Annotated in this window: 25 protein-coding genes; 11 read left to right on the forward strand and 14 right to left on the reverse strand. The window is 72.1% G+C overall.

Translation table 11 applies throughout. The annotated features are described in order from the left end of the window. Positions 1 to 19 precede the first annotated feature (19 nt). Genes ELQ40_RS16395 through ELQ40_RS16430 form a run of 8 tightly spaced genes read right to left on the reverse strand, consistent with a single transcriptional unit; the run spans position 20 to position 10,288 of the window. A complete protein-coding gene (locus ELQ40_RS16395; RefSeq protein ID WP_370296455.1) occupies positions 20 to 1,534 on the reverse strand; it encodes an aminopeptidase P family protein in 1,515 nt (504 codons plus the stop codon). Continuing rightward, positions 1,531 to 2,847 (reverse strand): alpha/beta fold hydrolase, encoded by a 1,317-nt coding sequence (locus tag ELQ40_RS16400; protein ID WP_127794648.1) that lies wholly within the window; start codon positions 2,845 to 2,847, stop codon positions 1,531 to 1,533. Before ELQ40_RS16400 ends, ELQ40_RS16395 begins: the two co-directional genes overlap by 4 nt. Continuing rightward, positions 2,844 to 3,758 (reverse strand): ABC transporter ATP-binding protein, encoded by a 915-nt coding sequence (locus ELQ40_RS16405; RefSeq protein WP_127794649.1) that lies wholly within the window; start codon positions 3,756 to 3,758, stop codon positions 2,844 to 2,846. The genes ELQ40_RS16400 and ELQ40_RS16405 overlap by 4 nt, the downstream gene beginning before the upstream one ends. Beyond that, the gene (locus ELQ40_RS16410; protein WP_127794650.1) at positions 3,755 to 4,618 is read right to left on the reverse strand and encodes an ABC transporter ATP-binding protein; all 864 of its coding nucleotides are present in this window, start codon (positions 4,616 to 4,618) and stop codon (positions 3,755 to 3,757) included. The genes ELQ40_RS16405 and ELQ40_RS16410 overlap by 4 nt, the downstream gene beginning before the upstream one ends. Then, a complete protein-coding gene (locus tag ELQ40_RS16415) occupies positions 4,615 to 5,610 on the reverse strand; it encodes an ABC transporter permease (RefSeq protein ID WP_127794651.1) in 996 nt (331 codons plus the stop codon). The genes ELQ40_RS16410 and ELQ40_RS16415 overlap by 4 nt, the downstream gene beginning before the upstream one ends. Beyond that, positions 5,610 to 6,569 (reverse strand): ABC transporter permease, encoded by a 960-nt coding sequence (locus tag ELQ40_RS16420; RefSeq protein WP_127794652.1) that lies wholly within the window; start codon positions 6,567 to 6,569, stop codon positions 5,610 to 5,612. Before ELQ40_RS16420 ends, ELQ40_RS16415 begins: the two co-directional genes overlap by 1 nt. A 6-nt stretch (positions 6,570 to 6,575) precedes the next feature. Next, complete coding sequence (locus tag ELQ40_RS16425) at positions 6,576 to 8,276, reverse strand: ABC transporter substrate-binding protein (RefSeq protein WP_127794653.1); 1,701 nt, start codon at positions 8,274 to 8,276, stop codon at positions 6,576 to 6,578. Between the two features lie 41 nt (positions 8,277 to 8,317). Further along, positions 8,318 to 10,288, reverse strand: coding sequence for a glycoside hydrolase family 127 protein (locus ELQ40_RS16430; protein WP_127794654.1), 1,971 nt, complete (start codon positions 10,286 to 10,288; stop codon positions 8,318 to 8,320). A gap of 188 nt (positions 10,289 to 10,476) precedes the next feature. Between ELQ40_RS16430 and ELQ40_RS16435 the strand changes: the two genes are divergently transcribed. Beyond that, on the forward strand, positions 10,477 to 11,382 hold the full coding sequence (locus ELQ40_RS16435) for a DMT family transporter (RefSeq protein ID WP_205649366.1): 906 nt from the start codon (positions 10,477 to 10,479) through the stop codon (positions 11,380 to 11,382). Here ELQ40_RS16435 and ELQ40_RS16440 read toward each other — a convergent pair. Then, a complete protein-coding gene (locus tag ELQ40_RS16440) occupies positions 11,366 to 12,550 on the reverse strand; it encodes an NAD(P)-binding domain-containing protein (RefSeq protein WP_127794655.1) in 1,185 nt (394 codons plus the stop codon). The genes ELQ40_RS16435 and ELQ40_RS16440 overlap by 17 nt on opposite strands. A 146-nt stretch (positions 12,551 to 12,696) precedes the next feature. Here ELQ40_RS16440 and ELQ40_RS16445 point away from each other — a divergent pair, with 146 nt between their 5' ends. Continuing rightward, entirely contained in the window at positions 12,697 to 12,897 is a 201-nt protein-coding gene (locus ELQ40_RS16445) for a DUF3073 domain-containing protein (protein ID WP_127794656.1), read from the forward strand. Positions 12,898 to 13,032: 135 nt separating this feature from the next. Then, a complete protein-coding gene (locus ELQ40_RS16450) occupies positions 13,033 to 13,224 on the forward strand; it encodes a hypothetical protein (protein ID WP_127794657.1) in 192 nt (63 codons plus the stop codon). A 6-nt stretch (positions 13,225 to 13,230) separates the two neighbouring features. Here ELQ40_RS16450 and ELQ40_RS16455 read toward each other — a convergent pair whose 3' ends face one another. Together ELQ40_RS16455 and purM are read right to left on the reverse strand one after the other, a co-directional pair. After that, entirely contained in the window at positions 13,231 to 14,010 is a 780-nt protein-coding gene (locus ELQ40_RS16455) for an LLM class flavin-dependent oxidoreductase (RefSeq protein ID WP_127794658.1), read from the reverse strand. A 5-nt stretch (positions 14,011 to 14,015) separates the two neighbouring features. Then, complete coding sequence (gene purM / locus ELQ40_RS16460; RefSeq protein ID WP_127794659.1) at positions 14,016 to 15,119, reverse strand: phosphoribosylformylglycinamidine cyclo-ligase; 1,104 nt, start codon at positions 15,117 to 15,119, stop codon at positions 14,016 to 14,018. Positions 15,120 to 15,239: 120 nt separating this feature from the next. Between purM and ELQ40_RS16465 the strand changes: the two genes are divergently transcribed. The 3 genes from ELQ40_RS16465 (at position 15,240) to ELQ40_RS16475 (ending at position 17,085) form a co-directional block, all read left to right on the forward strand. Continuing rightward, a complete protein-coding gene (locus tag ELQ40_RS16465; protein ID WP_370296457.1) occupies positions 15,240 to 15,824 on the forward strand; it encodes a zinc-binding alcohol dehydrogenase in 585 nt (194 codons plus the stop codon). Positions 15,825 to 15,891: 67 nt separating this feature from the next. Beyond that, entirely contained in the window at positions 15,892 to 16,326 is a 435-nt protein-coding gene (locus ELQ40_RS16470) for a PaaI family thioesterase (protein WP_127794661.1), read from the forward strand. A 27-nt stretch (positions 16,327 to 16,353) separates the two neighbouring features. Continuing rightward, the gene (locus ELQ40_RS16475; RefSeq protein ID WP_127794662.1) at positions 16,354 to 17,085 is read left to right on the forward strand and encodes a glutamine amidotransferase; all 732 of its coding nucleotides are present in this window, start codon (positions 16,354 to 16,356) and stop codon (positions 17,083 to 17,085) included. 31 nt (positions 17,086 to 17,116) lie between these two features. On the opposite strand, the gene ELQ40_RS16480 is transcribed toward ELQ40_RS16475, so the two are convergent. Next, entirely contained in the window at positions 17,117 to 17,554 is a 438-nt protein-coding gene (locus ELQ40_RS16480; RefSeq protein WP_127794663.1) for an Lrp/AsnC family transcriptional regulator, read from the reverse strand. A gap of 157 nt (positions 17,555 to 17,711) precedes the next feature. On the opposite strand from ELQ40_RS16480, the gene pdhA reads away from it, so the two are divergent. Genes pdhA through ELQ40_RS16500 form a run of 4 tightly spaced genes read left to right on the forward strand, consistent with a single transcriptional unit; the run spans position 17,712 to position 22,010 of the window. Then, on the forward strand, positions 17,712 to 18,812 hold the full coding sequence (pdhA, locus tag ELQ40_RS16485) for a pyruvate dehydrogenase (acetyl-transferring) E1 component subunit alpha (protein ID WP_127794664.1): 1,101 nt from the start codon (positions 17,712 to 17,714) through the stop codon (positions 18,810 to 18,812). Continuing rightward, a complete protein-coding gene (locus ELQ40_RS16490) occupies positions 18,809 to 19,894 on the forward strand; it encodes an alpha-ketoacid dehydrogenase subunit beta (RefSeq protein ID WP_127794665.1) in 1,086 nt (361 codons plus the stop codon). Before pdhA ends, ELQ40_RS16490 begins: the two co-directional genes overlap by 4 nt. Next, positions 19,895 to 21,358, forward strand: coding sequence for a dihydrolipoamide acetyltransferase family protein (locus ELQ40_RS16495; RefSeq protein ID WP_127794666.1), 1,464 nt, complete (start codon positions 19,895 to 19,897; stop codon positions 21,356 to 21,358). Between the two features lie 37 nt (positions 21,359 to 21,395). Then, a complete protein-coding gene (locus ELQ40_RS16500) occupies positions 21,396 to 22,010 on the forward strand; it encodes a class I SAM-dependent methyltransferase (protein ID WP_127794667.1) in 615 nt (204 codons plus the stop codon). A gap of 15 nt (positions 22,011 to 22,025) precedes the next feature. Here the strand turns inward: ELQ40_RS16500 and ELQ40_RS16505 are convergent, their stop codons facing one another. Then, the gene (locus ELQ40_RS16505) at positions 22,026 to 22,670 is read right to left on the reverse strand and encodes a LysE family translocator (protein WP_240665837.1); all 645 of its coding nucleotides are present in this window, start codon (positions 22,668 to 22,670) and stop codon (positions 22,026 to 22,028) included. A gap of 42 nt (positions 22,671 to 22,712) precedes the next feature. Then, positions 22,713 to 24,101, reverse strand: coding sequence for a PLP-dependent aminotransferase family protein (locus tag ELQ40_RS16510; protein WP_240665838.1), 1,389 nt, complete (start codon positions 24,099 to 24,101; stop codon positions 22,713 to 22,715). Between the two features lie 73 nt (positions 24,102 to 24,174). On the opposite strand from ELQ40_RS16510, the gene ELQ40_RS16515 reads away from it, so the two are divergent. Next, positions 24,175 to 24,693 carry a carboxymuconolactone decarboxylase family protein gene (locus ELQ40_RS16515; RefSeq protein WP_127794669.1) on the forward strand — a complete coding sequence of 173 codons (519 nt, stop codon included), beginning with the start codon at positions 24,175 to 24,177 and terminating at the stop codon, positions 24,691 to 24,693. Positions 24,694 to 24,787: the final 94 nt, after the last annotated feature.

The raw sequence follows: 24,787 nt of genomic DNA on the forward strand, positions 1-24,787 counted from the left end.
CTCCCGTCGTCGCACGTCGTCACCTGGTGCGCATCCACTCCTCGAGCCCCCCGGCATCGAGCGGCAGCGCGTCCGAGAGCACCTCGGAACCGACGCTGGTGACCAAGATATCGTCCTCGATGCGTACGCCGATGCCCCGCAATTCGGGAGGAAGCGTCTCGTCGAAGGTGTGGAAGTAGAGCCCGGGCTCAACCGTGAGCACCATGCCCGGCTGCATCGTCGCGCCCTGGTACGCCTCGTAGCTCGACCCGGCGCAGTCGTGCACGTCGAGACCGAGGTGGTGGCCGATGCCGCACACGAGGTATCGGCGGTGGTGCTGGCCCTCGGGCGAGAGCGCCTCGTCGACCGAGACCGGCAGCAGCCCCCAGTCGTGCAGGCCGTTCGCGATGACCTCCATGGCCGCGTTGTGGAAGTCGGTGAAGGCCCGACCAGGTGCGACGGCGGCCAGGCCCGCGCGGTGGGCGCGCTCGACCAGGTCGTGCGCCTCGCGCTGCGCCGGACTGAAGGTGCCCGACGCCGGGAAGGTCCGGGTCACGTCGGCCGTGTAGTACGACCGGGTCTCGACGCCCATGTCGAGGAGCAGCAGTTCGTCGGGCACGACCGGGCCGTCGCAGCGCACCCAGTGCAGGGTCGGAGCGTGGCCGGCGCTGCCGACGATGGTCGCGTAGCCGGGGCCGTTCCCGGCCGTCCGGGCATGGCGGTCGAACGTGCCCTGCAGCCAGCGCTCACCGCCGTGCTCGATCGCCCGCGGCACCTCGCGGACGACCTCGGCGAACCCGTCGACCGTGGCGTCGACCGCGCGGCGGAGCTCGAGGATCTCCCACGCGTCCTTGACCATGCGCAGTTCGGCGAGGACGCGACCGAGCGCGGCGGCTCCCGGGCCGGGTGCGAGCAGCGGATGCCCCGGCGCGCCGCCGACCAGCACCTCCCCCGCGCGGGGCAGGGCGGCCTCGATCGCACCGAGCGGCGCGACGCGCAGGTCGAGCGCCGCCGACCAGTCGTCGAGGCTCGGCGCCGAGCCGACCCACAACTCGCCGTGCAGGGCGTCGCGGAAGAACCCGACTTCGCCGGGGTACGCGGGCGGCGGCAGGTACAGGGTCGCGTCGTGGCCGCCGGGCGCGGGCGTCATGACGAGCACGCCGTCCTCGACGGGGCATCCGGTGAGCCAGAAGAAGTCGCTGTCGGGTCGGAAGTCGTACGTCGTGTCGTTCGAGCGCACGGGCGCCGTTCCCGATGCGACCGCGATGACGCGGCCCGGGAATTCGGCCGACAGCCGCGCCCGGTGGGCCGCCGCGGCCGCGGCGGCGCCGGGCTGGACGTTCGGCGTGCGATCGGGGGTGCCCCACCCCGTCGCCATGTACTCCAGGAACGCGGGGACCTCGGCGAGCCGCGGCAGGCGAGGGTCGGGCGCGGCCGGCTGCGGCATGCTCGTCGCCGGGGCGGCCGGAGCGGCCGCGTGCCCGTGGCGCTCGTGCCCCTCGTGACGGTGCGACTCCTGGCCGTGCGACCCGTGGCGGTGTGCGGTGTCGGTCATGCTGCGGTTCCCTCCTCATCCCGGCGCGGTCCCCCGCGCTCGGCGACCAGGTCGCGCAGGCGCGGGAACACCCGCTCCGACCCGATCCCGTCGTGCTCGTACTCGTTGGTGACCCAGGCCTGCAGGTTGCCGACCGCCCGGGCGGTGTCGAGCTGCAGGCCGGCGTCGACGTACATGTCGTCGTAGTAGACGGCCGCGGCGACCGGCACCTCGTTCGCGGCGAGCCGGTCGAGGTCGTACAGCGGCGACCAGTCGTCGCGTCGGGCGAGCAGCTCGACCGCGTCGCGGAACGGACGCAACGCACGGATCTCGTCGAACATCCAGGGGTACATCATCTCCCCGGTGAACAGCAGCGGGCGCGCCTCCTCTGCGAACTGCGGATGCCTCGTCCGCTCGGCCTCGGCCGCCCAGGCGGTCGCGCCGGGGCCGGCGCCGTAGATCGACTCCTGCATGACCGCGAAGAGCGGGTTGTCGGCGTAGGAGCTGCGCGCCATGACCTGCGAGAGGAACGTCTCGCTGAATTCGCCCGACTCCCCGTCGAACGCCTCGTCGACGAGGTGGTGCATCCGCTCGTATCCCGGCTTCATGCCGAAGTCGATGCCGAGGCTCTGGAACCGGCGGACCGTCAGCCGGTCGCCGTCGGGCAGCCTGACGTCCGACGCGGCGAGGGCGTCGGCGATGCGGGCGACGGATGCCTCGTGGTGCCGGTAGCGGGCGTAGAACTCGCGGTTCTTCTGCTCGGTGCGCGGGTACGTGCGCCGGTAGACCTCGGATGCGTCGGGGTGCACGCTCGCGAGTCCGCCCGTCACGTAGCAGGCGGCGAGGCCCTCCGGGGCCTGCGACAGGTACGTGAGGGTGAGGAACCCGCCGTAGCTCTGCCCCAGCGTCGACCATCGGCGCCCGTCGAAGACGGCGCGCCGCAGGTGCTCGGCGTCGGCGACGATCGAGTCGGCGCGGAAGTGCGCGAGGTACGCGGCCTGCGCGGCCGCGTCGCCGACCCGGCCGATGTTGCGCCCCGACACGGGCGTCGACCGGCCGGTGCCGCGCTGGTCGAGCAGCACGACCCGGTGGGTCTGCAGCGCCTCGCCCACCCAGCCGTCGGGCCCGGTCGGCCGGGGGCCCTTCCCGCCCGGTCCGCCCTGCAGGTAGACGAGCACCGGCAGGTCCCGGTCATGGCGGCGTTCAGGCGCGACGATCTCGCGGGCGAACACCTCGATCGTGGCGGCATCCCGGTCGCCGAACCAGTCGAGCGGCACCCGCTCGACGTGGTCGCGCACGTGCATGCCCGGGCTCGTGTACTCCGCGGTGATCATTCCCGGCCTCCTCCGATCGCACCGACGCTCGATGCTCCGTGCCTCGGCTGCGTCGCATCCGTCTCGCCCGCCGCCTCGGCGGCGAGCATCTCCAGTCTGCGCCGATCCCACTCGGGATCGATGCGCGGCACCGCCGCGAGCAGGTTGCGCGTGTACTCGTGCTGCGGTCGCTCGAACACCTCGTCTCGCGTGCCCGACTCGACGATCCGGCCACGGTGCATCACCGCGATGGTGTCGGCGATCTGCCGCACGACCGCGAGGTCGTGGGCGATGAACACGTAGCTCAGCCCGAGGTCGTCCTTGAGCTCGTTCAGCAGGTTGATGACGCGGGCCTGCACCGAGACGTCCAGCGCGGAGACCGCCTCGTCGCAGATGACGAGCTTCGGCCTGAGGGCGAGCGCCCGGGCGATGCCGATGCGCTGCGCCTGGCCGCCCGAGAACTGCGACGGGTAGCGCTGCGCGTGATCGGGGTTCAGGCCGACGCGATCCATGAGCTCGGCCACGAACGCGCGGCGCCCCTGCGGCGGCCGGATGCCCTGGTAGTCCAGCGGAGCGGAGATCAGCCGTTCGACGGTGTGCTTCGGGTTCAGCGACGAGTACGGGTCCTGGAACACGACCTGCACGTTCTGGCGGAACGCGGTGAGCGTGCGGCCGCGCGCCGACGTGACATCCTCGCCGTCGAACTCGAGCGTGCCCCGCGTCGGATCGATGAGCTTCGCGATGATGCGCGCCGTCGTCGACTTGCCCGATCCCGACTCGCCCACGATGCCGAGCGTGCCGCCACGCGGCACCTCGAAGCTCACGTCGTCGACCGCGGTGAACCTCAGCTTCCCGGCGACGACCTTGCCGGTGCCCTTCGTCACGAACTCCTTGGTGACGCCGCGTGCGGCGAGGATGGGTCCGGCGCTCATCGAGCGACCCCCTTCAGCGTCTCGAACGGATCGTCGATGCGCGGGAGTGCGTCGAGCAGAGATCGCGTGTACGGTGCGCGCGGCGCGGTGAAGACCTGCTCGGTCGTGCCGCGTTCGACCTCGGCGCCGTCGCGCATGACGAGCACGTCGTCGGCGACCCGGCTGACGACCGCGAGGTCGTGCGTGATGAAGATCATGCCCGTGCCCGTCTCGCGCTGGAGGTCGGCGAGGAGGTCGAGGATCTGCGCCTGCACGGTCACGTCGAGCGCGGTCGTCGGCTCGTCGCAGATGATCAGGTCGGGCTCGAGGCAGATCGCCATCGCGATCATGATGCGTTGGCGCATCCCGCCCGAGAACTGGTGCGGGTACTGGTCGACCCGGCGCTCGGGGTCGGTGATGCGCACGCGCTCGAGCGCGTCGATCGCGACCTTCCTCGCGGCCGCCCGGCTGCCCCCTCGATGCGCGCGATAGGCCTCGGTGATCTGCAGGCCGACCGTGTAGTACGGGTTCAGCGACGACAGCGGGTCCTGGAACACCATCGCGATGCGGTCCCCGCGGATGCGACGGAGGTCGCGGTCGCTGCGACCCAGCAACTCGTGCCCGAAGAGCCTCGCACTGCCGGTCGCCCGACCGCCGCGCGGCAGGAGGCCCATGACGGCGAGCGACGTCATCGACTTGCCCGACCCGGACTCGCCGACGATGCCGAGCGTCTCGCCCTGCTCGACGCGGAACGACGCGTCGTGGACGACGGTCGCCGTGCCCTGCGAGGTCGGGAACTCGACGCGGAGGTGCTCGACCTCGAGCAGCGGCGCACCGGCGACCGGGATCGAGATGGTGCGTGCCGTGGAGATGCCGCTCATGCCGCCTTCACCCTCACTCTCGGGTCGAGTCCCGTGTAGGCGACGTCGACGACCATGTTGCCGATGACCACGAGCAGGCCGGCGAGGAGCGTGACGCCCATGATGACCGGCTGGTCGTTCTTGGTGATGGAATCCGCCGCGAGCTTGCCGACCCCGTTGAGGCCGAACACGGTCTCGGTGATCAGCGCACCGCCGAGGAGCCCCGCGAAGTCCATGCCGAACAGGGTGACGACGGGCGTCAGCGACGGTCGGAGCGCGTGGCGCTGCACGACGAGCGATCGGTCGAGGCCCTTCGCACGGGCCGTGCGCATGAAGTTCTGGCCGAGCGTGTCGATGACGTTGGTGCGCACGATGCGCGAGTACATCGCGGCATACCCGAAGGCGAGCACCATCCACGGCATGAGGTACGCCTGGAACCAGGCGATCGGGTCCTCCGAGAACTCGGCCGCGTGCGGGAACGGCAGCCATTGCAGCTGCACGACGAGCACGTACTGCAGGAGCAGCGCGACGAAGTAGTTCGGCAGGCTGATGCCGGCGAGCGCAGCGAACATCACCGAGCGGTCCCACCCGGTGCCCTGCTTCAGGGCGCTGAGCAGGCCGCCGCCGACGCCGGCGAGCAGCCACAGCACGGCGGCGCCGATCGCGACCGTGACGCTGACCGGCATCCGGTCGGCGATCATCTCGGTCACCGACTGGTTCGTCTGGAAGCTGAACCCGAGGCAGGGGGCCGCGCAGGTCACGGCGTTCGCACCCTCGCCGTAGGTGCGGCCGGTGAAGATGCCACTGACGAACTGCCAGTACTGCTGGAAGAACGGCAGGTCGAGGCCGAGCTGCGAACGGATCTGGTCGATCCGCTCGGGAGTGCACGTCTTGCCGCAGATCTGCACCGCCGGGTCGGGGGAGAGCCAGAAGAAGATCGCGAAGGTGAACAGCGAGATCAGGAAGAGGACGAGGATGCCGGCGAGCACGCGCCGGAGGAGGTAGAAGAGCATCAGGCGGCGTCTCCCGCGTCGAGGGCCTTGCGCAGGTGGTCGCCGAGGACCGTGAACGCGAAGACGGTGAGGAAGAGGAAGGTGCCGGGGATGAGGAAGTACATCGGGTCGACCGCGTACCAGCCGACGGCCGTCGCGATCATCTGGCCCCACGACGGCGTCGGCGGCGTCACGCCGACGCCGAGGAACGACAGACCCGCCTCGGTGCCGATATAGCCGGGCACGGCGAGCGTCGCGAGCACGATGATCGTGCCGCGGAGGTTCGGCAGCACCTCGCGGAACGCGATCTTGAGCGGGGTCGCGCCAGACGCGCGGGCGGCCTCGACGAACTCGCTGTTGCGCAGCGACAGGGTCTGCCCGCGGATGATGCGTGCGGTGTACGGCCAGCCGAAGATGCTGAGGACGACCACGAGCAGCGCGGGCCGGTTGCCGGCCGGCAGCGCCGACAGCAACGCGATCATGAAGATCAGCGTCGGGAACGCCATCAGGAAGTCCATGACGCGCGAGATGACCTGGTCGGCGACGCCGCCGAAGTATCCGGCGATCATGCCGAGGACGACGCCGATGGTGGTGGTGACGAGGGTCGCGCTCACCGCGATGAGCAGCGACACCCGCGCGCCGTATGCGATGCGGATGAAGATGTCACGGCCGTTGCCCGGCTCGACGCCGAACCAGTGCTCGGCGCTGATCCCGCCGAGCGGGCCGATCGGCAGGCCGCCGAGGTCGGAGTCGATCGCGTCCGGGTCGAACTCGTACGGATCCCAGCCGGTGATGGCCGAGAGCGCGGGCGCGAAGATCGCCATGAGGGCGATCGCGACGATGATCGCGATCGAGACGACCGCGCCCGGGGACGTGCGGAGCGAGTGCAGGACACGACGGGCCGGGGTGGGGGCACCGCCCGAAGGCAGTGCCCCCTTCGCCTCGGTCTCGACGGCCAGTTCGCTGGGAACCGTGCTCATGGGTGACTACTCGGCGTCCTTGAGTCCGACCGAGACGTAGTCGATGCCGCCCGAGAACCCGGCGTGGCTGTACGCACCGGCGATGTTGTCGCCGACGACCATGACCGTCTTCTCGTAGAGCAGCGGCACCTGGGGCGCGAGCTCCATGATCTGCTCGTCGAGCGCGCCCCATGCGGCGTTCGCCTCGTCGACGTCGGCCATGAGCCGGATCTCGGCCATGCGCTCGTTGACGGCGGGGTCGTTCAGCTGCGCGATGTTCGAGTTGCCCTTCTCGAAGATCTGCGATCCCTCGAACAGCGGCGGCAGGAAGGTCGCGCCGGTCGGCCAGTCCGGGCACCAGCCCGTGATGGCGGCGTCGTGCTGCTGCGAGAGCGTGCCGATGACCTCGTAGTAGGTCGACGTGTCGATGAGGTTGAAGTCCACCGTGATGCCGGCCTTCGACAGCGACTGCTGCACGGCCTCCGCCTGCGCCTGCATCTTCGGCTGGTTGCGGATGTCGAGCGTGAACTCGAACCCGTCGGGGTACCCGGCCTCGGCGAGCAGTTCCTTCGCCGCCTCGGGGTCGCCGGTCTGCTCGTCGGTGCCGTACAGGTCGAACTCCTCGCGGCCGACGACGGTCGGCGGCATGATCGTCGTCGCGATGTCGGCGAGCTGGCTGCCGCCGGTCGCGTCCTTGACGGCCTCCTTGTCCATGGCGACGTTGATCGCCTGACGCACGAGGACGTTGTCCATGCCGGGCTTCGTGGTGTTGAGGCCCATGTACGTGGTGCAGCCCTGCAGGCCGGCGATGGTGCGCTCCTGGATCTCCGGCGTCTGGATGCGCGCGATCGAGGCGGCCGAGACGGAGCCGGCGATCGCGTTCGCGTCGTCGCCCTGACCGGCGATCATGCGCTCGTCGATGGTCGCGGCGTCGAGGCCGAAGGTCCACTCGAACGAGTCGGGTGCTGCGGTGCGCACCTCGTCGGTCTCGGGGTCCCAATGCTCGTTGCGCTCGAGCACGAGGGTGCTGCCGCGCTGGTACTCGGTGACCCTGTAGGGCCCGGAGGCGATGGGCTGCTCGTCGACGCTCGTCGTCGTGACGTCGCCGTCGACGGGGAACGGCGTGAACGGGGCCTGGCCGACGACGGCGTCGAAGTCGGCGTAGGGCTGGTTGAGGTGGAACACGATGGTCTGGTCGTCGGGCGTCTCGATCGTGTCGAGCGGGCCGGAGGCGTAGAACCCCTCGTATCCATCGGGGATGTCGAGGACGAGCTTCGCGTAGGGCGAGCCGATCGAGATCGACGGGTCGAGCGAGCGCTCGACGCCGAACTTCACGTCCCTGCTCGTGATGGGGGTGCCGTCCTCGAAGTAGACGTCGTCCTTGAGCGTGTACGTCCAGACGGTGTTGTCCTCGTTCGGCGTGCCGAGCGCGGTCGCGAGGTCGGGCACGATCTCGGTGCCCTCGTCGCCCTCGCCCGCGCCCTGTGTGGTGAGGGTGCGGTAGATGAGGCGGTAGAAGTTGTTGACGCCGCCGTCGAAGCCCTGGGCCGGGTCGAGGTGCGAGAAGTCGGCGTTCTGCAGGACGCGGAGCGTGCCGCCGGTGGCGGGCGCTCCGCTCACGCCGCCGGAGCCGGACGCTGAGCCTCCGCCTCCGCCGCCGCCGGTGCAGCCGGTGAGCGCGAGCGAGCCGACCAGGGCCAGCCCGAGGAACACGGTGCCTTTCTTCATGTGATCTCCTTCTCGGTGGGGTTGGTGGTGCGTGGGTTCGGTCAGGCGGTGCGCAGCCAGACGCGCATGGCGTCGGCCCCGCGATTGCCCCAGAGGTGGTACGGGACGAGGCGCAGTTCGACGTCGGATGCCTCCGCGCCGGCCGCCTCCGCATCGGATGCCGCTGCGGTGGCGCCGAGCTCGGGGTAGAGCCCCGCGTCGGGTGCGCCGCCCGCGCGGGCCCGGAGCGCGATGGTGCGCGTGGCGGCATCCGCATTCGGCGTGAGCCGGTCGACGATGACGGATGCCTCGTGCACGGCGGCCGGGTTCACGACGACGAGGTCGAGGTCGACGTCGTGGTCGACCTGCTCGGCGCAGTAGACGATCGGGCCGCGCGCGATGGCGACGGACGCTCGGAGTGCGTCGACGCGGGGGTCGGCGCCGTGGGCGCGCACCGGCATCGGCAGCGTGAGCACGACCTCGTCGCCGGCGGCGAGGGGCCGGTCGACGCGGACCCAGCCGGGCTCGAGGCCGTCGGTCGTCTCGCCGGCGACCGTCAGCGAGGCACCGCGGCACCAGCCGGGGACGCGCAGCGCGAGCCGCGGGGCGGACTCGGTCGCCTCGGCGACGCGGATGCGGACGACCTCGTCCCACGGGTAGTCCGTCTCGACCTCGAGCACGAGGCCGTCGACCGCGATCGTGCCGGTGGCGTACTGGGCGAGCTGGAGCTCGTCGCCGCAGACCGCGGCGAGGTGGTCCTGCAGCTCGGCGGTCCAGCGCACGATGTTGGGCGGGCAGCAGGGGCAGACGAACCACCCGCGCCGCAGCGGCTCGCCGTGCGTCTCGGCGCCGGAGCGCTGCTGGTGGTCGGGGCGCCGCTGGAGCGGGTTGTCGTAGAAGAACCCCGTCCCGTCGTCGGAGATGCCGACGGCGTAGGCGTTGTAGAGCACGGTCTCGAACACGTCGAGGTACTTCGGCTGCCCGTCGGCGAGGTACATGCGCCACGCCCACTGCATGACGGCGATCGCCGCGCAGGTCTCGCTGTACGAGCGCTCGCTCGGCAGCTCGAATCGGTCACCGATCGCCTCGTCGGAGTGCCGGCTGCCGAGTCCACCGGTCAGGTAGAGCTTGGTCGCGACCATGTCGTCCCAGAGCCGTTCGAGCGCGACGAGCAGGTCGGTGTCGCCGTGCTCGTGCGCGATGTCGGCGGCGCCGGCGGCGAGGTAGGCCATGCGCACGGCGTGCCCGGTGACCGAGTCGAGCTCACGAAGCGGCGCGGCGTCCTGGAAGTACTCGGCCGGGAAGACCCTGAGGGCGACGGTGCCGTGGCCGCGGCGGTCGACGAACAGGCTCGCGAGTTCGAGGTACCGGTCGTCGCCGGTCTCGCGCGACAGCTCGACGAGCGCCATCTCGATCTCGGGGTGGCCGCAGACCTGCGGGTCGCCGTCGGGTCCGTACCGCTCGACGGCGAGGTCGGCGAACGCGACGGCTGCGCGCAGCAACCGGTCGTCGCCGAGCCGCCGGTTGGCGGCGACGGCGGCCTGGACCAGGTGCCCGAGGTTGTAGAGCTCGTGCCCCCAGGCGAGGTCCGACCAAGGCTCGGCGGCGATGTCGGGGGCCTGGAAGTGGCTGTTGAGGTAGCCGTCGGCGCGTTGTGCGCGGGCGATGAGGTCGACGGCCTCCTCGTAGAAGGCGCGGGCCGCCGGCTCCTCGTCGGCCGCGAGGCCGTAGGCGACGCCCTCGAGGGTCTTGAAGACGTCGGTGTCGAGGAACGGGTATCGCCCACGGAACGGGGCTGCGGCCTCGGGCCCGGCGGGATCGGCGATGCGGCGCAGGTTGTCGAGGTTGCCCGCGAGCCCGAGCTGCTCGATGACGTGCCCGGTCGTCGCGGTCCGGTTGCGGCGCTGCCAGCCGCCGAGCGATCCGCCACTGATGCAGGCCTCGCCCGCACCGAGCGGACGCCGCCCGAGGGCGGTGGGATGCACGGCGGCTCGGCTGTGCGCACGGATGACCTGCTCGGTGGGGAGGGACATGCAGGGAGCTCCTCGGGTCGGCACGACGGTGTACGACGTGACATATTACAGAAGAAGTGCGTGACATGTTACGCATTACCCAGGCCCGCCCGTCAAGCGAAGCGAGGACATCCGTCCGAGCCGTTACCGCGCTGAAACACGGACGGGCGCGCCCGAGTCGCGCGTCCACCCTCGGGTAACGTCGCTGCGTGGACACCGCGCGAGGACTTCCCGGGGGCCGGAGCACGGCCGTGACGTTCGTCGTCGCCGGCCTCGCGTGCCAGGAGGTCGGCGCCTCGATCGCCGTGCTGCTCTTCCCCACCGTCGGCGCCATCGGCATGGTCGCCCTCAGGCTCGTGTTCTCCGCGCTGGTGCTGATGCTCATCGCGCGCCCGAACCTGCGGAGGCACGACCGGGCCGCGTGGCTCACGGTCGTCGGCTTCGGGCTCGTGCTCGCCCTGATGAACGCCCTGTTCTACCTCTCGCTCGAGCGCATCCCGCTGGGTGCCGCGGTCACGATCGAGGTGCTCGGGCCGCTCGTGCTGTCGGTCTTCGCGAGCCGGCGTGCTTCGGCCTGGCTCTGGGCCGTGCTCGCCGCGATCGGCGTCGCGATGCTGGGGCAGGGCAGCTTCGGCCACCTCGACCCGATCGGGGTCCTCCTCGCCGCCGCGACCGGGGTGACGTGGGCGGGGTACATCCTGCTGTCCGCGGGCACGGGCAGACGGTTCCAGGGGCTCGACGGCCTCGCGATCGCGTTCGGCGTCGGCGCCCTCGCGATCCTGCCCTTCGGCATCGCGACGAGCGGCGCCGTGCTGATGCGCCCCGAGGTGCTCGGACTCGGCGCGGCCGTGGCCCTGCTGAGCTCGACGATCCCCTACGCGCTGGAGCTCATCGCCCTTCGGCGGCTCCCGGCCTCGACGTTCGCGATCCTGATGAGCCTGGCGCCCGCGATGGCCACCGTCGCGGGCCTCGTGCTGCTGGGGCAGCACTTCACCTGGGTGGCGGTGATCGCGGTCGGCCTCGTCGTCACGGCATCGATCGGCGCCGTGCGCACGGCGCAGCGGCATGCACCCCCGAACTCCCCGCCGCAGGTGCCGCCTACATCATCGCCATGATCTGGCGCGCGATCATGCGCCCGGCGCGGTTCGCCCCGATCGTCGACGCCTGCGGCCCGTAACCGGCGAGGAACACGCGCGGGTCCGCCCACGACGCGCCCTGCCCGATGGTGATGCCACCCTGCTTCTCGCGCAGCCTGAGCGGCCCGAGGTGCCTGAGCTCCGGCCGGAACCCCGTGGCCCAGATGATCGCGTCGGCCTGCTGCTCGACACGGCCGTCGCCGTCCAGGTCGTCCCAGACGACGCGGTCCTCCTCGATGCGGTCGAACATCGGCTTGGCGACGAGCAGGCCTCGGTCGATGCCGGCGGCGATGCGCCTGCTCTTCGGCACCCCGGTTCCGCTCACGATGGATGGCAGGGCGCGGCCGGCGCGGGCCGCTTCGTCCTGCATGGCGACCGCGGCGGATGCCCCCTCGAGATCGAGCTCCTGCCGATCGATCCAGTCGATCGGCCGCCGCGAGACCCACGTGAGCTCGGAGGCCACCCCCTCGAGCTCGAGCATGAACCCGATCGCCGACGTGCCGCCGCCGACCACGACGACCCGCTGGTCGAGGAAGTCCTCGGCGTCGACGAAATCCGAGGTGTGCAGGTGACGGCCCCTGAAGTCGCCCATGCCGGGGTAGAACGGCACGAACGGCGAGCCCCAGGTGCCGGTCGCGTTCACGAGGAACTGGGCGTGCAGCGTGTGCTGCGTGAAGGCGGGACCCTGCACCTCCTCGAACGTCTTGCGGCGACGGCCGAAGAAGCCGCGCGAGCGCTGCTCCTCGACCGGCCGCGGAGCGTGGTCCTCGATGGTGAGCTTCAGGTCGGCGCCGTCGTTCTCGACGCGGCGCACGTGCATCGGCCGGTGCACCCGGAGGTCGTAGTGCTCCTCGAATCGGCCGTAGTAGTCGGCCACGACCTCGCGGGCGGGCAGCGTGCGGTCGGCGGTCTCGAAGCTGAGGCCGAGCTCGGCCATGCCGGGCAGGTCGTTGACCCGGTGCGCGGTGCCGAGCTTCAGCGACGACCAGCGGTGCTGCCACGCTCCGCCGGGCCCGGGAGCCCGATCGAGGACGACGAAATCCTCGTCGGCGACCAGTTCGAACCGTCGCAGGTAGAAGGCCACGGAGAGCCCGGCCTGACCGGCGCCGACCACCGCCACCGTCACGCGTTCGGGCAAGCTCGTCACCCGTCTATCCCACCATGCATCGCCTGTGAGCGAGCCGGAGGGAGCAGCCCTCCGCGGTGCTAAACTGCTCGGCAGGGATTGTTCATTATCAGTGCGAGCCGGGTGAAGACCATTCCACCCGGCCAGAAGTCGTAAGGGGGTCACGCATGGGGCGCGGCCGTCAGAAAGCCAAGCACACCAAGGTCGCTCGGGAGCTGAAGTACTTCAGCCCCGACACGGACTACAGTGCGCTTGAGCGCGAACTCACGAGTTCGCAGCCTGACCACTACGAAGACGAAGCGTCGAAGTGGGCGGAATACTCCGACGACGACTCGTACGTGCCGGGCGACAGCTCCTCCCACCGCTGACCGCAGGTCGTCGACCGCGACGCCTCCCGCCGCTGACCGCCGAATCCGAGATCGCGCGACACCTCGCGATCCGAACGGCTCGCACGGTCGGATGCCTCATCGACGGCGCGCGCACGCGTCGCTAGGCTGACGACCATGGCAGACCGGTCGGCGTCCGAGCAGGTGCAACGACGAGCCCGCATCGCGGCATGGGTCAGCGTCGCGGTCATCGCGCTGTGCGGCGTCGTCGTCGCGATCGCAACGGCCGAGTGGTGGCCGCTGGTCCTGCTGCTGGGGCTCGCGCTCCCGATGCTGCCCATCGGGTCGGCGCGCCGGTCGGCACGGTAGCCGCGCTCACGACCGGAGCCACCCCGCGGCGACCTCGGCGAACCGTTCGAGCTCGGCGAGCGACCCCGTCGGCGTGATCGCGCGCAGCACGAGTTCGTCGGCCACCCGGTAGGCGTCGAGCCGCTCCGGCCGCGCCGGCCCGCCCTGCAGGGTCGCATCGATCGCCCGGACGCCCTGGCGTTCGAAGTTCGCGGCGTACGACGGGAAGCTCGCGTAGCGGCCCGCCTCCGCCTCCAGTTCGGGCAGGGCCGCATCGTCCACGATCGTGCGTACGTAGAGGATGCCGCGCACCGCGCGCGCATCGGCCTCCCGCGCTGTCGCGTCCCGTCGAAGATCCCGCATCGCCTCGGCGGCGGCATCCGGAACCAGCCAGTTGAGCAGCACCCCGTCGGCGCGCTCGGCGGCGAGCCGGCGCATTCGCGGGCCGAGTGCGCCGACGACGAGTTCGGCGTCGGTCCGGGCGCGGAGCGCCGCGATGCCGGCTTCCACGAGTCCCAGCGGCCGTGCTGCACCGCCCGACCCGATGCCGAGGGTGAGCCGGTCGGCCGGGATCGCGTCGAGATCGAGCGACTCGACCGGCCGACGATCGAGCGGGACCACCCCGGTCGCCAGCCGCAGGGTCGAGGTCGCCTCGGCCGCGGCGCGGAGCGCCGCGAGCGAATCCCCGCCGGGCACGTCGTTGACCCAGAGCGCGTGGAACCCGAGGGCTTCGACGCGCGGCGCGAGCGCCCGCACGTCGGCCTCGGGCGTTCGACCGTGGATGCCGATCGAGATCTCGGCGCCCATGCGCGTCAGGCCGAGTACGAACCGACGAGGCGAACCGCACCGCCGTCGACGCCCTTGGCGCCCTGCTCGAAGCCCGCGAGGTCGCGCTCGCCGATAGTGACCGTGCCGACCTGCCAGGTCGGCAGCCCGAGCGCGCCGAGTTCGGCGGTGACGGATGCCGCGGCGTCGGCCTTCACGACCGCGAAGAAGCCGACGCCGAGGTTCCAGGTGCCCTCCGTCGACTCGAGCGTCGTCCCGGCGAGGTCGTTGAGCACGCGGAACACGGGTGCGGGCGACCAGGTCGACCGGTCGACCTCGGCCCACGAGCCGCGGGGCAGCACGCGCGCGAGGTTCGCGGCGAGGCCGCCGCCGGTCACGTGCGAGAGGGCGTGCACGGCGTCGCCGTTCGCGCCGGCGAGCAGCTGCACGAGGGGGCCGGAGTAGAGCCGCGTCGGCTCGAGGAGGGCCTCGCCCCAGGTGGTGCCGAGCTCGGCCGAGGCATCCGTGTACCCGATGCCGTGCTGCGCGAGGATGTGGCGCACCAGCGAGAAGCCGTTGGAGTGCAGTCCGCTCGACTCGATCGCGAGGATCGCGTCGCCCGATTCGACGCGCTCGGCGCCGAGCGCGCGGTCGGCCTCGACGACGCCGACGGCCGCCCCGGCGACGTCGTAGTCGTCGACGCCCATGAGCCCCGGGTGCTCGGCGGTCTCGCCGCCGACGAGTGCGGTGCCGGTCTCGGCGCACGCGCGCGCGATGCCGGTGACGATCGCGGCGATGCGGTCGGGCACGACCTTGCCGCACGCGATGTAGTCGGTCATGAACAGGGGCGTGGCACCCACGACGACGATGTCGTCGACGACCATGCCGACGAGGTCCTGCCCGATGGTGTCGTGCACGTCGAGGGCCTGGGCGATCGCGATCTTCGTGCCGACGCCGTCGGTCGAGGTCGCGAGGAGGGGCCGCCGGTAGTCCTTCGCGAAGGAGAGGTCGTAGAGGCCGGCGAAGCCGCCGACTCCGCCCAGGACGTTCGGGCCGTGGGTCTTCGCCACGGCCTCCTTCATCAGCTCGACGGCGAGATCGCCGGCGGCGGTGTCGACTCCGGCAGCGGCGTATGACGAGTTCGCGCTCACCCGTCAAGCGTACCCGCGACCGGCACGGGCGACACGCGGGCCGAACGGCCCGCGCATCCGGCCGCCGGGCCCCGCCGCGACTAGAATCCGAGCATGCACGCGGGGGGCGGGCCATCTTGGGTGATCCGGGAGAACGCGAGTCGATCGGTACTCCTGGCGCTCTACCTGCGCGAGGCGCTCGCGATCGCCTCGCCGGTCGAACTGCCGCACCTGCGTGACATCGGCGCGACCGGTGCCGCACTGCCCGTCGATCGGCAGGACCTGCTCGAGCGCCAGTGGCGCGAGTGGTGGGCGATGACCGTCGAACCCGAGGCGCATCCGTCGCCCGTGCCGCTCGAACTGGTTCCGGCCTTCGACACCGAGATCGCCCTGCCCACGACCGGCGCCGAGGAGCTCGCGGCCGCGATCGTGCCGCACGCCGAGGCGTCGCGGGCGTGGGCCGACTGGGCGCACGACCAGTACCGCAACGCGTCGGCCTCGCGACGCGGCGACTCGTACCGCGCCTACGCGGGCTCGATCGCCGAGCACGAACGCGAGGTCGGCCGCCGCGCGCACTCGTTCGAGTTGAACGTGCAGGTCGTGCCGCTGGTCTCCCCCGGCGTCTGGTGGATCGGCAGCATGACGGTCGCCGTCACGGACTCGCTGCGCGCCGACGCGGCGGCGTTCGACGACGCGATCCACCCGATCATCGCCGAACTCGCGTAGCCGCCTCGGGGGTCGAGTAGCGAAGCGTATCGAGACCGATCACCTCCCCCGTGCCAGACTCGACCGCATGAGCATCTGGTTCGGCGAGCCCAGCGTCGAGTGGGCCAACTCCCGCTGCGACGGCACCCTGATCCGGTCGACGGGCATCGAGATGACCGAGTTGACCGATGACTCCTTGAAGGGTCGGATGCCCGTCGACGAGCGCACCCGTCAACCCGGCGGCGTGCTGCACGGCGGGGCATCCGTCGCCTTCGCGGAGACGCTCGCGAGCTGGGGGTCGAGCTTCACGGTCGACCCCGACCGCAATTATTGCGTCGGCATGGAGATCAACGCGAACCATGTGCGGCCGGTCGCCGAGGGCTGGGTGTACGGCGAGGCGCGGCCGATCAGCCGCGGGCGCACGACGCAGGTGTGGGACATCCGCATCACCGACGAACAGGGTCGCCTGGTCTGCGTGTCTCGCTGCACGATGGCCGTGCTCGCGAAGCCGTCGGAGTACTGACCGCCGCATCCGGAGGGAGGGCCGGCCGTGAAGCCGTTCGTGCTGCTCGCCACGCGCGCGGAGGACGAGCCCGCCGACGCGGAGTACGAGCTGTTCCTCCGCGCGACCGGGCTCGACGAACGCGAACTGGTGCGCGTCCGGCTCGAGGCCGGGCCCATGCCGCGACTCGACCTCGACGCGGTCTCCGGCATCTTCGTCGGCGGCGGGCCGTTCAACGCCTCGGATCCGCCGGAGCGGAAGTCGGCCGTGCAGCACCGGGTCGAGGCGGAGTTCGCGACCCTGCTCGACGAGGTCGTGGCGAGAGACTTCCCGTTCCTCGGCGCCTGCTACGGCGTCGGCACGCTCGGCGTGCACCAGGGCGCCCCCATCGACGCGACGTTCGCGGAGCCGATCGGCGTCGTGCCGGTGACGCTGACCGGGGCGGGGGCATCCGACCCGATCCTCGCGTCGCTGCCGCGCACGTTCAACGCGTTCGTCGGCCACAAGGAGGCGATCCGGTCGCTGCCGCCGACGGCGACGCTGCTCGGTTCGTCGCCGACGTGCCCGGTGCAGATGTTCCGGGTCGGCGCGAACGTGTACGCCACGCAGTTCCACCCCGAACTCGACGTGGACGGCATCGTGCTGCGCATCCACGCGTACGCCGACTACGGCTACTTCGGCGAGGGCGAGCTCGAACCGACCCTCGCCGCCGCCAGGCGCGCGCCCGTGTCGCACCCGAGCCGGATGCTCGCGGCCTTCGTCGAACGCCACGCGCGCTGACGCGCCGTCGCGCATTGCGCCGACGCGCCGGTCATTCCACCGTGTCGAGCTCCTCGTAGACGAGGAAGGTGCGCGTCGAGCGCACCGACGGGATCGCCTGGAGCTCCTCGAGCACGACGCGCCGCAAGTCGCGGTTGTCGCGGGCGCGCACGAGCAGCAGCACGTCGAAGTCGCCGCCGATGAGCGCCGCGTGGTGCACCTCGGGGATCGCGGCGATCCGTGCACGCAGCTCCTGCCAGTCGGCCTGCGCGACCTGCATCGACACGTAGGCGGTGGAGTGCAGCCCCTCCTGCACCGCGTCGGTGCGCACCGTGAACCCGCGGATGACGCCGGCATCGGTCATCCGCTTCACTCGCGCGTACGCGTTCGCGCGCGACGTGTTGACCCGCGCGGCGACGTCGCTCATCGACGCGCGGCCGTCGCGCCGCAGCTCGCCGAGGATCGCCCGGTCGAGACCATCCGGTTCCATGCTGCCTCCTCGCGCGATGCCCACCCGTTCGACTGGATGTTTCGAACCAGTATGGCGTGCTTTCGAGGCATCCGTCTCAACTTCATCGATCAGCGCAGACAGATCGTCGGATCTGGCGCAATCTGGTGGATGACCCTACTTCCCCCTTGGAGGCGGCGTGATCAGCGAAGATCTCCTTCCCCGCGAGACCCCCGTGCGACTCGTCGACGAGCACGGCGAGGCGGTCTCCGACCCGCAGTACCCGGCACCCGACACCGGTCGCCTCGTCGAGGCCTACCGGGCGCTCGTGCAGGGCCGCCGCGTGAACGAGCAGTGCTCGGCGCTCGTGCGCCAGGGCCGGCTCGCGGTGTACCCCTCCTCGCACGGCCAGGAGGCCTGCCAGGTCGCCGCAGCACTCGCGCTGCGCGACGGCGACTGGCTGTTCCCGACCTACCGCGACTCGGTCGCGGTCATCGCGCGCGGCGTCGACCCCGCGCAGGCGCTGGTGCTGCTGCGCGGCGACTGGCACTCGGGGTACGACCCCAACGACTTCAACGTCGCGCCGCAGGCGACGCCGCTCGCCACCCAGCTGCTCCACGCCGTCGGATTCGCGCACGCGGCGGCGCTGCGCGGGGAACCGACCGTGGTGCTCGCGATGTGCGGCGACGGCGCGACGAGCGAGGGCGACTTCCACGAGGCGCTGAACTTCGCGGCCGTGTTCCACGTGCCGGTCGTCTTCTTCGTGCAGAACAACGAGTTCGCGATCTCGGTGCCGCTCTCGAGGCAGACCGCGGCCCCGTCGCTCGCGCACAAGGCGATCGGATACGGCATGCCCGGCGAGCGGGTCGACGGCAACGACGTCGCGGCACTGCTGGCCGTGCTCGACCGCGCCGTGTCGCGCGCGCGGTCGGGCGAGGGCCCGAGCCTGATCGAGGCGCACACCTACCGGATGCAGGCCCACACCAACGCCGACGACGACACCCGCTACCGCGAGCGCGACGAGGTGCAGGCGTGGATCTCGCGGGACCCGCTCGTGCGCGTGCAGGCCTACCTGCGCGGAGCGGGCGCGATCGACGACACCGCCGAAGCCGGTTTCGCCGCCGACGCCGAGGTCGTCGCGCAGCAGCTCCGCGAGGCGATGAACAGCGACCCCGAGCTCGACCCCGAGGACCTGTTCCGCTACGTGTACGCGTCGCGGACCCCGCAGCTCGAGAACGAGTGGGCGATGCTCCGCGACGAACTCTCACGCACCGAACCGGCGACCGAGGAGGCACGATGACCATGCTCGACACCCGGCACGACCAGGCGGCGGAGGCGGAGGCATCCGCACCGGCGACGAGCGCGACGACCAGCCCCGCGCCGGCGACGAGCCCGGCACCGACCGAGGCGCCCGTGCTCACGATGGCCGCCGCGATCAACCGAGCGCTCGCCGACGCGATGGCCGAGGACGACTCGGTGCTCGTCTTCGGCGAGGACGTCGGGGCGCTGGGCGGCGTGTTCCGCGTGACCGACGGACTGACCGAGCGCTTCGGCGAGCGCCGGTGCTTCGACACCCCGCTGGCCGAGTCGGGCATCGTCGGCACCGCGATCGGCATGGCCATGAACGGCATGAGGCCGGTCGTCGAGATGCAGTTCGACGCGTTCGCGTACCCCGCGTTCGAGCAGATCGTCAGCCACGCGGCGAAGATGGCGAACCGCACGCGCGGCGCCGTGCGCCTGCCGATGGTGATTCGTATCCCGTTCGGCGGCGGCATCGGCGGCGTCGAGCACCACTGCGACTCCTCCGAGGCCTACTACGCGCACACGCCGGGCCTCACCGTCGTGGCGCCGGCGACCCCGCAGGACGCGTACAGCCTGCTGCGCGCGGCGATCCGCCACCCCGACCCGGTCGTGTTCCTCGAGCCGAAGAAGCTCTACTGGTCGAAGGCGCCGGTCGACACCTCGATCGAGGCCGAGATCGGTCGCGCCCGAGTCGTCCGTGAGGGCACGGATGCGACGCTCATCGCCTACGGCACGTCGGTCGGCGTCGCGCTCGACGCCGCGACCGTCGCCGAGTCGGAGGGTCGCAGCATCGCGGTCGTCGACGTGCGCACCCTCACGCCCTGCGACGACGAGACCCTGTTCGCCGCGGTGCGCGCGACCGGCCGCGCGGTCGTCGTCGCCGAGGCGCCCGGCTTCGCGAGCGTCGCCTCCGAGCTCGCCGCCCGCATCGGCGAGCACTGCTTCCCGTACCTCGAGGCCCCGGTACGCCGGGTCACCGGGTTCGACACGCCCTTCGCGCCGCCGAAACTCGAACGCCACTACCTGCCCGACGTCGACCGCGTGCTCGACGCCATCGACTCGCTGAACTGGGAGGACTGAATGCCGACCGCCACCACACAGGTGTTCCGCCTGCCCGACCTCGGCGAAGGCCTCACCGAGGCCGAACTCGTCGCCTGGCTCGTGCAGGTCGGCGACGTCGTCACGACCGACCAGCCGATCGCCGAGGTCGAGACCGCGAAGAGCAGCGTCGAGCTGCCGTCGCCGTTCGCCGGCACGGTCGTCGCACTGCACGGGGAGCCGGGCGAGCTCATCGCCGTCGGCGCGCCGGTGCTCGAGGTCGGCGACGCCGCGGGCGACGGTTCGGGTGATCGCCGCGGTTCGACCGGATCGCCGGATGCCCCGGCCGCGACGGGTGTTCCCCCGGTCGCTCCGTCGTCGGTGGGGGCCGACGACGTCGACGCCGGGGCATCCGACGACCCGGTCGAACTCGAGGCGTACCGCGCCGAGGAACGCGCGGGTGCGAGCGCACAGGTCGCGAGCGCACAGGTCGCGAGCGCACAGGCGTCGGCTGCCGAGGGTGGCTCGGGCAACGTGCTCATCGGCTACGGCACCGGTTCGCACGGCGGGGCCGTGCGGCGCCGCCGTCGCGCCGCGGTGAGCGCCGCCCGCCCGTCGTCGCGCCCCGCGACCGGCGGCCCGGTCGCGGTGCGCTCGCCGATCGTGCGCCGGCTCGCGCGCGAGCTCGGCGTCGACGTGTCGGCCGTTCCCGGCACCGGATCCGACGGTGCGATCACCCGCGCCGACGTGCTGCGGGCCGCGGATGCCGCCCCGAACGCGCAGCCCGAGGCATCCGCGCCGGGCACCGACCCGGTCATCGCGAAGCGGCACCGCATGTCGATGCTGCGCCGCTCGGTGAGCGCGACGCTCGGCCGCAGCCGCGCCGAGATCCCCGAGGCGACGGTGTGGGTCGACGTCGACGTGACCGACCTGTGGAACCTGCGGCCGCAGATGGCCGCCCCGTGCGAGCGCCCGCCGTCGTTCACGGCCCTGCTGGCCAGGTACGTGCTGATCGCGCTCGAGGAGTACCCGCTGCTCGCCGGGCGCCTCAGCGACGACGCCTCCGAGATCCTCGAGTTCGAGGGCGTGCACCTGGGCGTCGCCGCCGACACCTCCCGCGGGCTCGTCGTGCCCGTCATCCCGCGCGCCGACCGGCTCTCGGTCGCCGAGCTCGACGCGGGCCTGCGCTCGCTCGCCGACCAGGCGCGCGGCGGCACGCTGGCGCCCGAGCGCCTGCGCGGCTCGACGTTCACGCTGAACAACTACGGCTCGCTCGGCGTCGACGGCTCGGCCGCGATCATCAACCACCCCGAGGTCGCGATCCTCGGCATCGGGCGGGTGCTCGAACGGGCGTGGGTCGTCGACGGCCAGATCGTGCCGCGCCGCATCGCGCAGCTCTCGCTGGTGTTCGACCACCGGGTGTGCGACGGCGGCTACGCCGCCGGGTTCCTGCGCCGGGTCGTCGGCCAGCTCGAGCAGCCGCTCAGGGCGTACGGGCGGGTGTGAGGGCGGCGCGTCCGTCGCGCCTCGTACGCTCGACCCCATGAGTGATGCGGTCCGCGACGCCTACGGCCGACGCGCCGCCGAGTACGCCGAGCTCCTCGGCTCGATGGCCGCGACGCATCCGATGGATCGAACGCTCGTCTCATCCTGGGCCGAGCCGCTCGACGGCCCGGTGCTCGACGCCGGCTGCGGACCGGGCCAGTGGACGCGGTTCCTCCGCGATCGCGGGGCCGACGCGCACGGGCTCGACCAGGTGCCCGAGTTCATCGAGCACGCCAGGCGGACCCACCCCGGGCCGCCGTTCGAGCTCGGTTCCCTGGACGCCCTCCCCGACGCCGACGGCAGCCTCGCGGGCATCCTGGCGTGGTACTCGCTCATCCACCACGACCCGGGCGCGATCGATCGGCCGCTGTCGGAGTTCGCACGGGCCCTCCGACCCGGCGGCGGCATCCTGCTGGGATTCGTGCTCGGCGAGACGACGGAGCCGTTCGACCACGCCGTCGTCCGCGCGTACCGCTGGACGTTCGACGCACTCGGCGAACGGCTCATCGCCGCCGGGTTCGAGGTGGTCGAGACGCACAGTCGCACCGCTCCCGATCAGCGGCCGCACGGAGCGATCTCGGCGATACGCGCGGGCACGGCACACCGGTCGTGAAGCGCACGCCGGACGTCAGCCGGCCGATGACGGTTGACGCTCGAACGCGAGCTTGACGGCGAAACCGGCGAGCACGGTCCCCGAGACCCAGCGCTGCACGCGTATCACCAGCGGGCGCCCACGCAGGAATCCCGACACCCTGCCCGCGCCGAGCACGACCAACCCGTTCACGGTGACGCCGATGATGATCTGCACCGCCCCGAGCACGAGGAACTGCGGCCAGATCGGTCGTGACGGATCGATGAACTGGGGCAGCACCGCCGCATACAGTACGGCGATCTTGGGGTTGAGCAGGTTCGTGACGAGCCCCATGCCGAACAGCCGCCACGGCCTGATCGGTGCGACCTCGCCGGGGTCGAACACCGAGCGCCCACCCGGGCGGAGCATCTGCCACGCGAGGTATCCGAGGTAGAGCGCACCGGCGACCTTGACCACGATGAACGCGGCAGGCACCGCGGCGAAGAGGGCCGCGAGCCCGAACGCAGCCGCGACGAGGTAGACGACGAACCCGACCGCCGTCCCGGCGAGCGCGAACAGCCCCGCGCGCACCCCCTGGCCGATCGATCTCGACGCGAGGTGGATCATGTTCGGCCCCGGCGTGACCGCCATCCCGAGTTCCACGAGCGCCACGCCCAGAATCGCCGCCCAGGTCACCAGCATGCGTCTCCCTCCGCCGGCTCCCCACCCTACTGGCGGCGGGGTTCACCGCCGCGCGGCATCCACCGCAGCGGCGAGCGCCGCCATCGCCTGCTCGAACCGGTGCTCGGGCGGGGCGCCGATGCCGACCACGAGTGCCGGGCGTCGCGACGCGGCCGTCGACGCGTCGGCGGCGTACTCCGCGAGTCCGCCGATCCGCAGCCCCCGAGCGGATGCCTCGGCGACCGCCTCCGCCTCGGTCACGCCGGGCGGCAGCTCGAGCAGGCACTGGATGCCCGCGGCGAGGCCGACGACCCGCGCGCCCGGCAGGTGCCGGTCGACGAACGCCTCGAACCGTTCGCGCCGCGCGCGGTAGCGCAGGCGGAGCGACCTGACGCTGCGGTCGTACGCTCCCGCGTGGATGAACGCGGCGAGCGCGAGCTGGGACAGCGCGTCGGTCGCGGTGCCGGTCTGCGCCCGCGCGGCGAGCACGCCCTCGTGCAGCGCCTCGGGCACGACGCCCCAACCCAGCCCGAGCGCGGGCGACAGCGCCTTGCTGGCCGTGCCGCCGTAGACCGTGTGCTGCGGGGCGAGCGGCTGGAATGCGCCGATGCTGCGACCGTCGAACCGGAACTCGCCGTCGTAGTCGTCCTCGATGACGATGCCGCCGGTGCGGGTCGCCCACTCGGCCAGCGTGCTGCGGCGGTCGCGGGCGAGCGGCACGCCGGTGGGGAACTGGTGCGCGGGGGTCAGCAGCACCGCGGCGACGTCGAGGGCCGCGAGGCGGTCGACCCTCACCCCGCGCTCGTCGATCGGCAGGGCGACGGTCTCGATCCCGGCGGCCGTCAGGAGCATGCGGTGCGAGGCGTGCCCGTACGCCTCGACCGCGATCCGGCGGGCTCCCCCGGCGGCGAGCGCACGGGCGACGAGGCCGAGCAGTCCGCCGAACCCGTGGGTGACGACGACGCCGGCCGGGGTGGCGATGACGCCGCGCGTCCGCGCGAGGTACTCGGCGAGCCGCTCCCGGAGGGCGGCGACCCCTTCGGGTGCACCGTAGCCGAGCGCGTCGGCCGGGGCATCCGACAGCGCCCGGCGCACCGCGTCGGCCCAGGCCGACCGCGGGAACATCGAGCCGTCGGGGATCCCGCCCCGCAGGTCGAGGTCGAACCGCGTCGACCGGTCGACCGCGGCGGCGGGCGTGATCGCCGGCGTCGTCGTCGGGCGCGCCCGCACCCACGTGCCGGCGCCGACCCTGGCCTCGAACCAGCCCTCGCCGACGAGCCGGGCGTAGACCTCGGCGACGCTGTTGCGGGCGATGCCGAGGTCTGCCGCGAGGGTGCGGCTCGCCGGAAGCCGGATGCCGGCGGCGAGCACCCCATCGCGAGCCGCGTCGCGGAGCGCGTCCTCGAGCGACCCGACCTTGCGCCGCGGGTCGAGGGCGATGTGGAGATCCAATCCGGAATTGGCCCAGTCATCCGCCATGGAAGTGGACGTTACCAGCGTCGCGCGGCATTCGTAGCGTGGAGCCATGACCACCGCAGCAGCTCCGACCACCGCCTCCGACCGCCCCGCGCCGGCCGTCGTCCCGACCCGTCGCCTCGACCTCGACGGCGTCGCGCCCGCCTTCATCCGCGCCGTCACCGCGCTCGACGAGGCGGCCGACGCCGAGGCCGAGCGCGCGGGAATCCCCGACGTGCTGCGCCACCTGATCCGGCTGCGGGCGTCGCAGCTCAACGGCTGCTCCTACTGCGTCGACCTGCACTCGCGCGATGCCGTCACGGCCGGCGAACATGTCCAGCGCGTGTACGCGGTCGCCGTCTGGCCGGAGTCGAACTTCTTCACCGCGCGCGAGCGCGCCGCGTTCGCGCTGACCGACGACGTGACCCGCCTCTCCGAGACGCACGTGCCCGAGGCCGTCTGGAACGAGGCATCCGCGCACTTCTCCGACGACGAACTGGCCGCGCTCCTCGCGGTGATCGTCGCGATCAACGCCTGGAACGCACTCGCGGTCTCCACCCGCGGCTGGCGGCCGCGACTGCAGGGCTGAGCGGGCCCCGACGGCGATCCGGACCCACGCGGGCGCGGGCTCCTGCTCACCTGAGCAGGGCCCGGCACCCAGCCGGCGCACATGCGCGTATGTG

This window comes from Agromyces sp. LHK192 (assembly GCF_004006235.1).
GTDB lineage: Bacteria > Actinomycetota > Actinomycetes > Actinomycetales > Microbacteriaceae > Agromyces.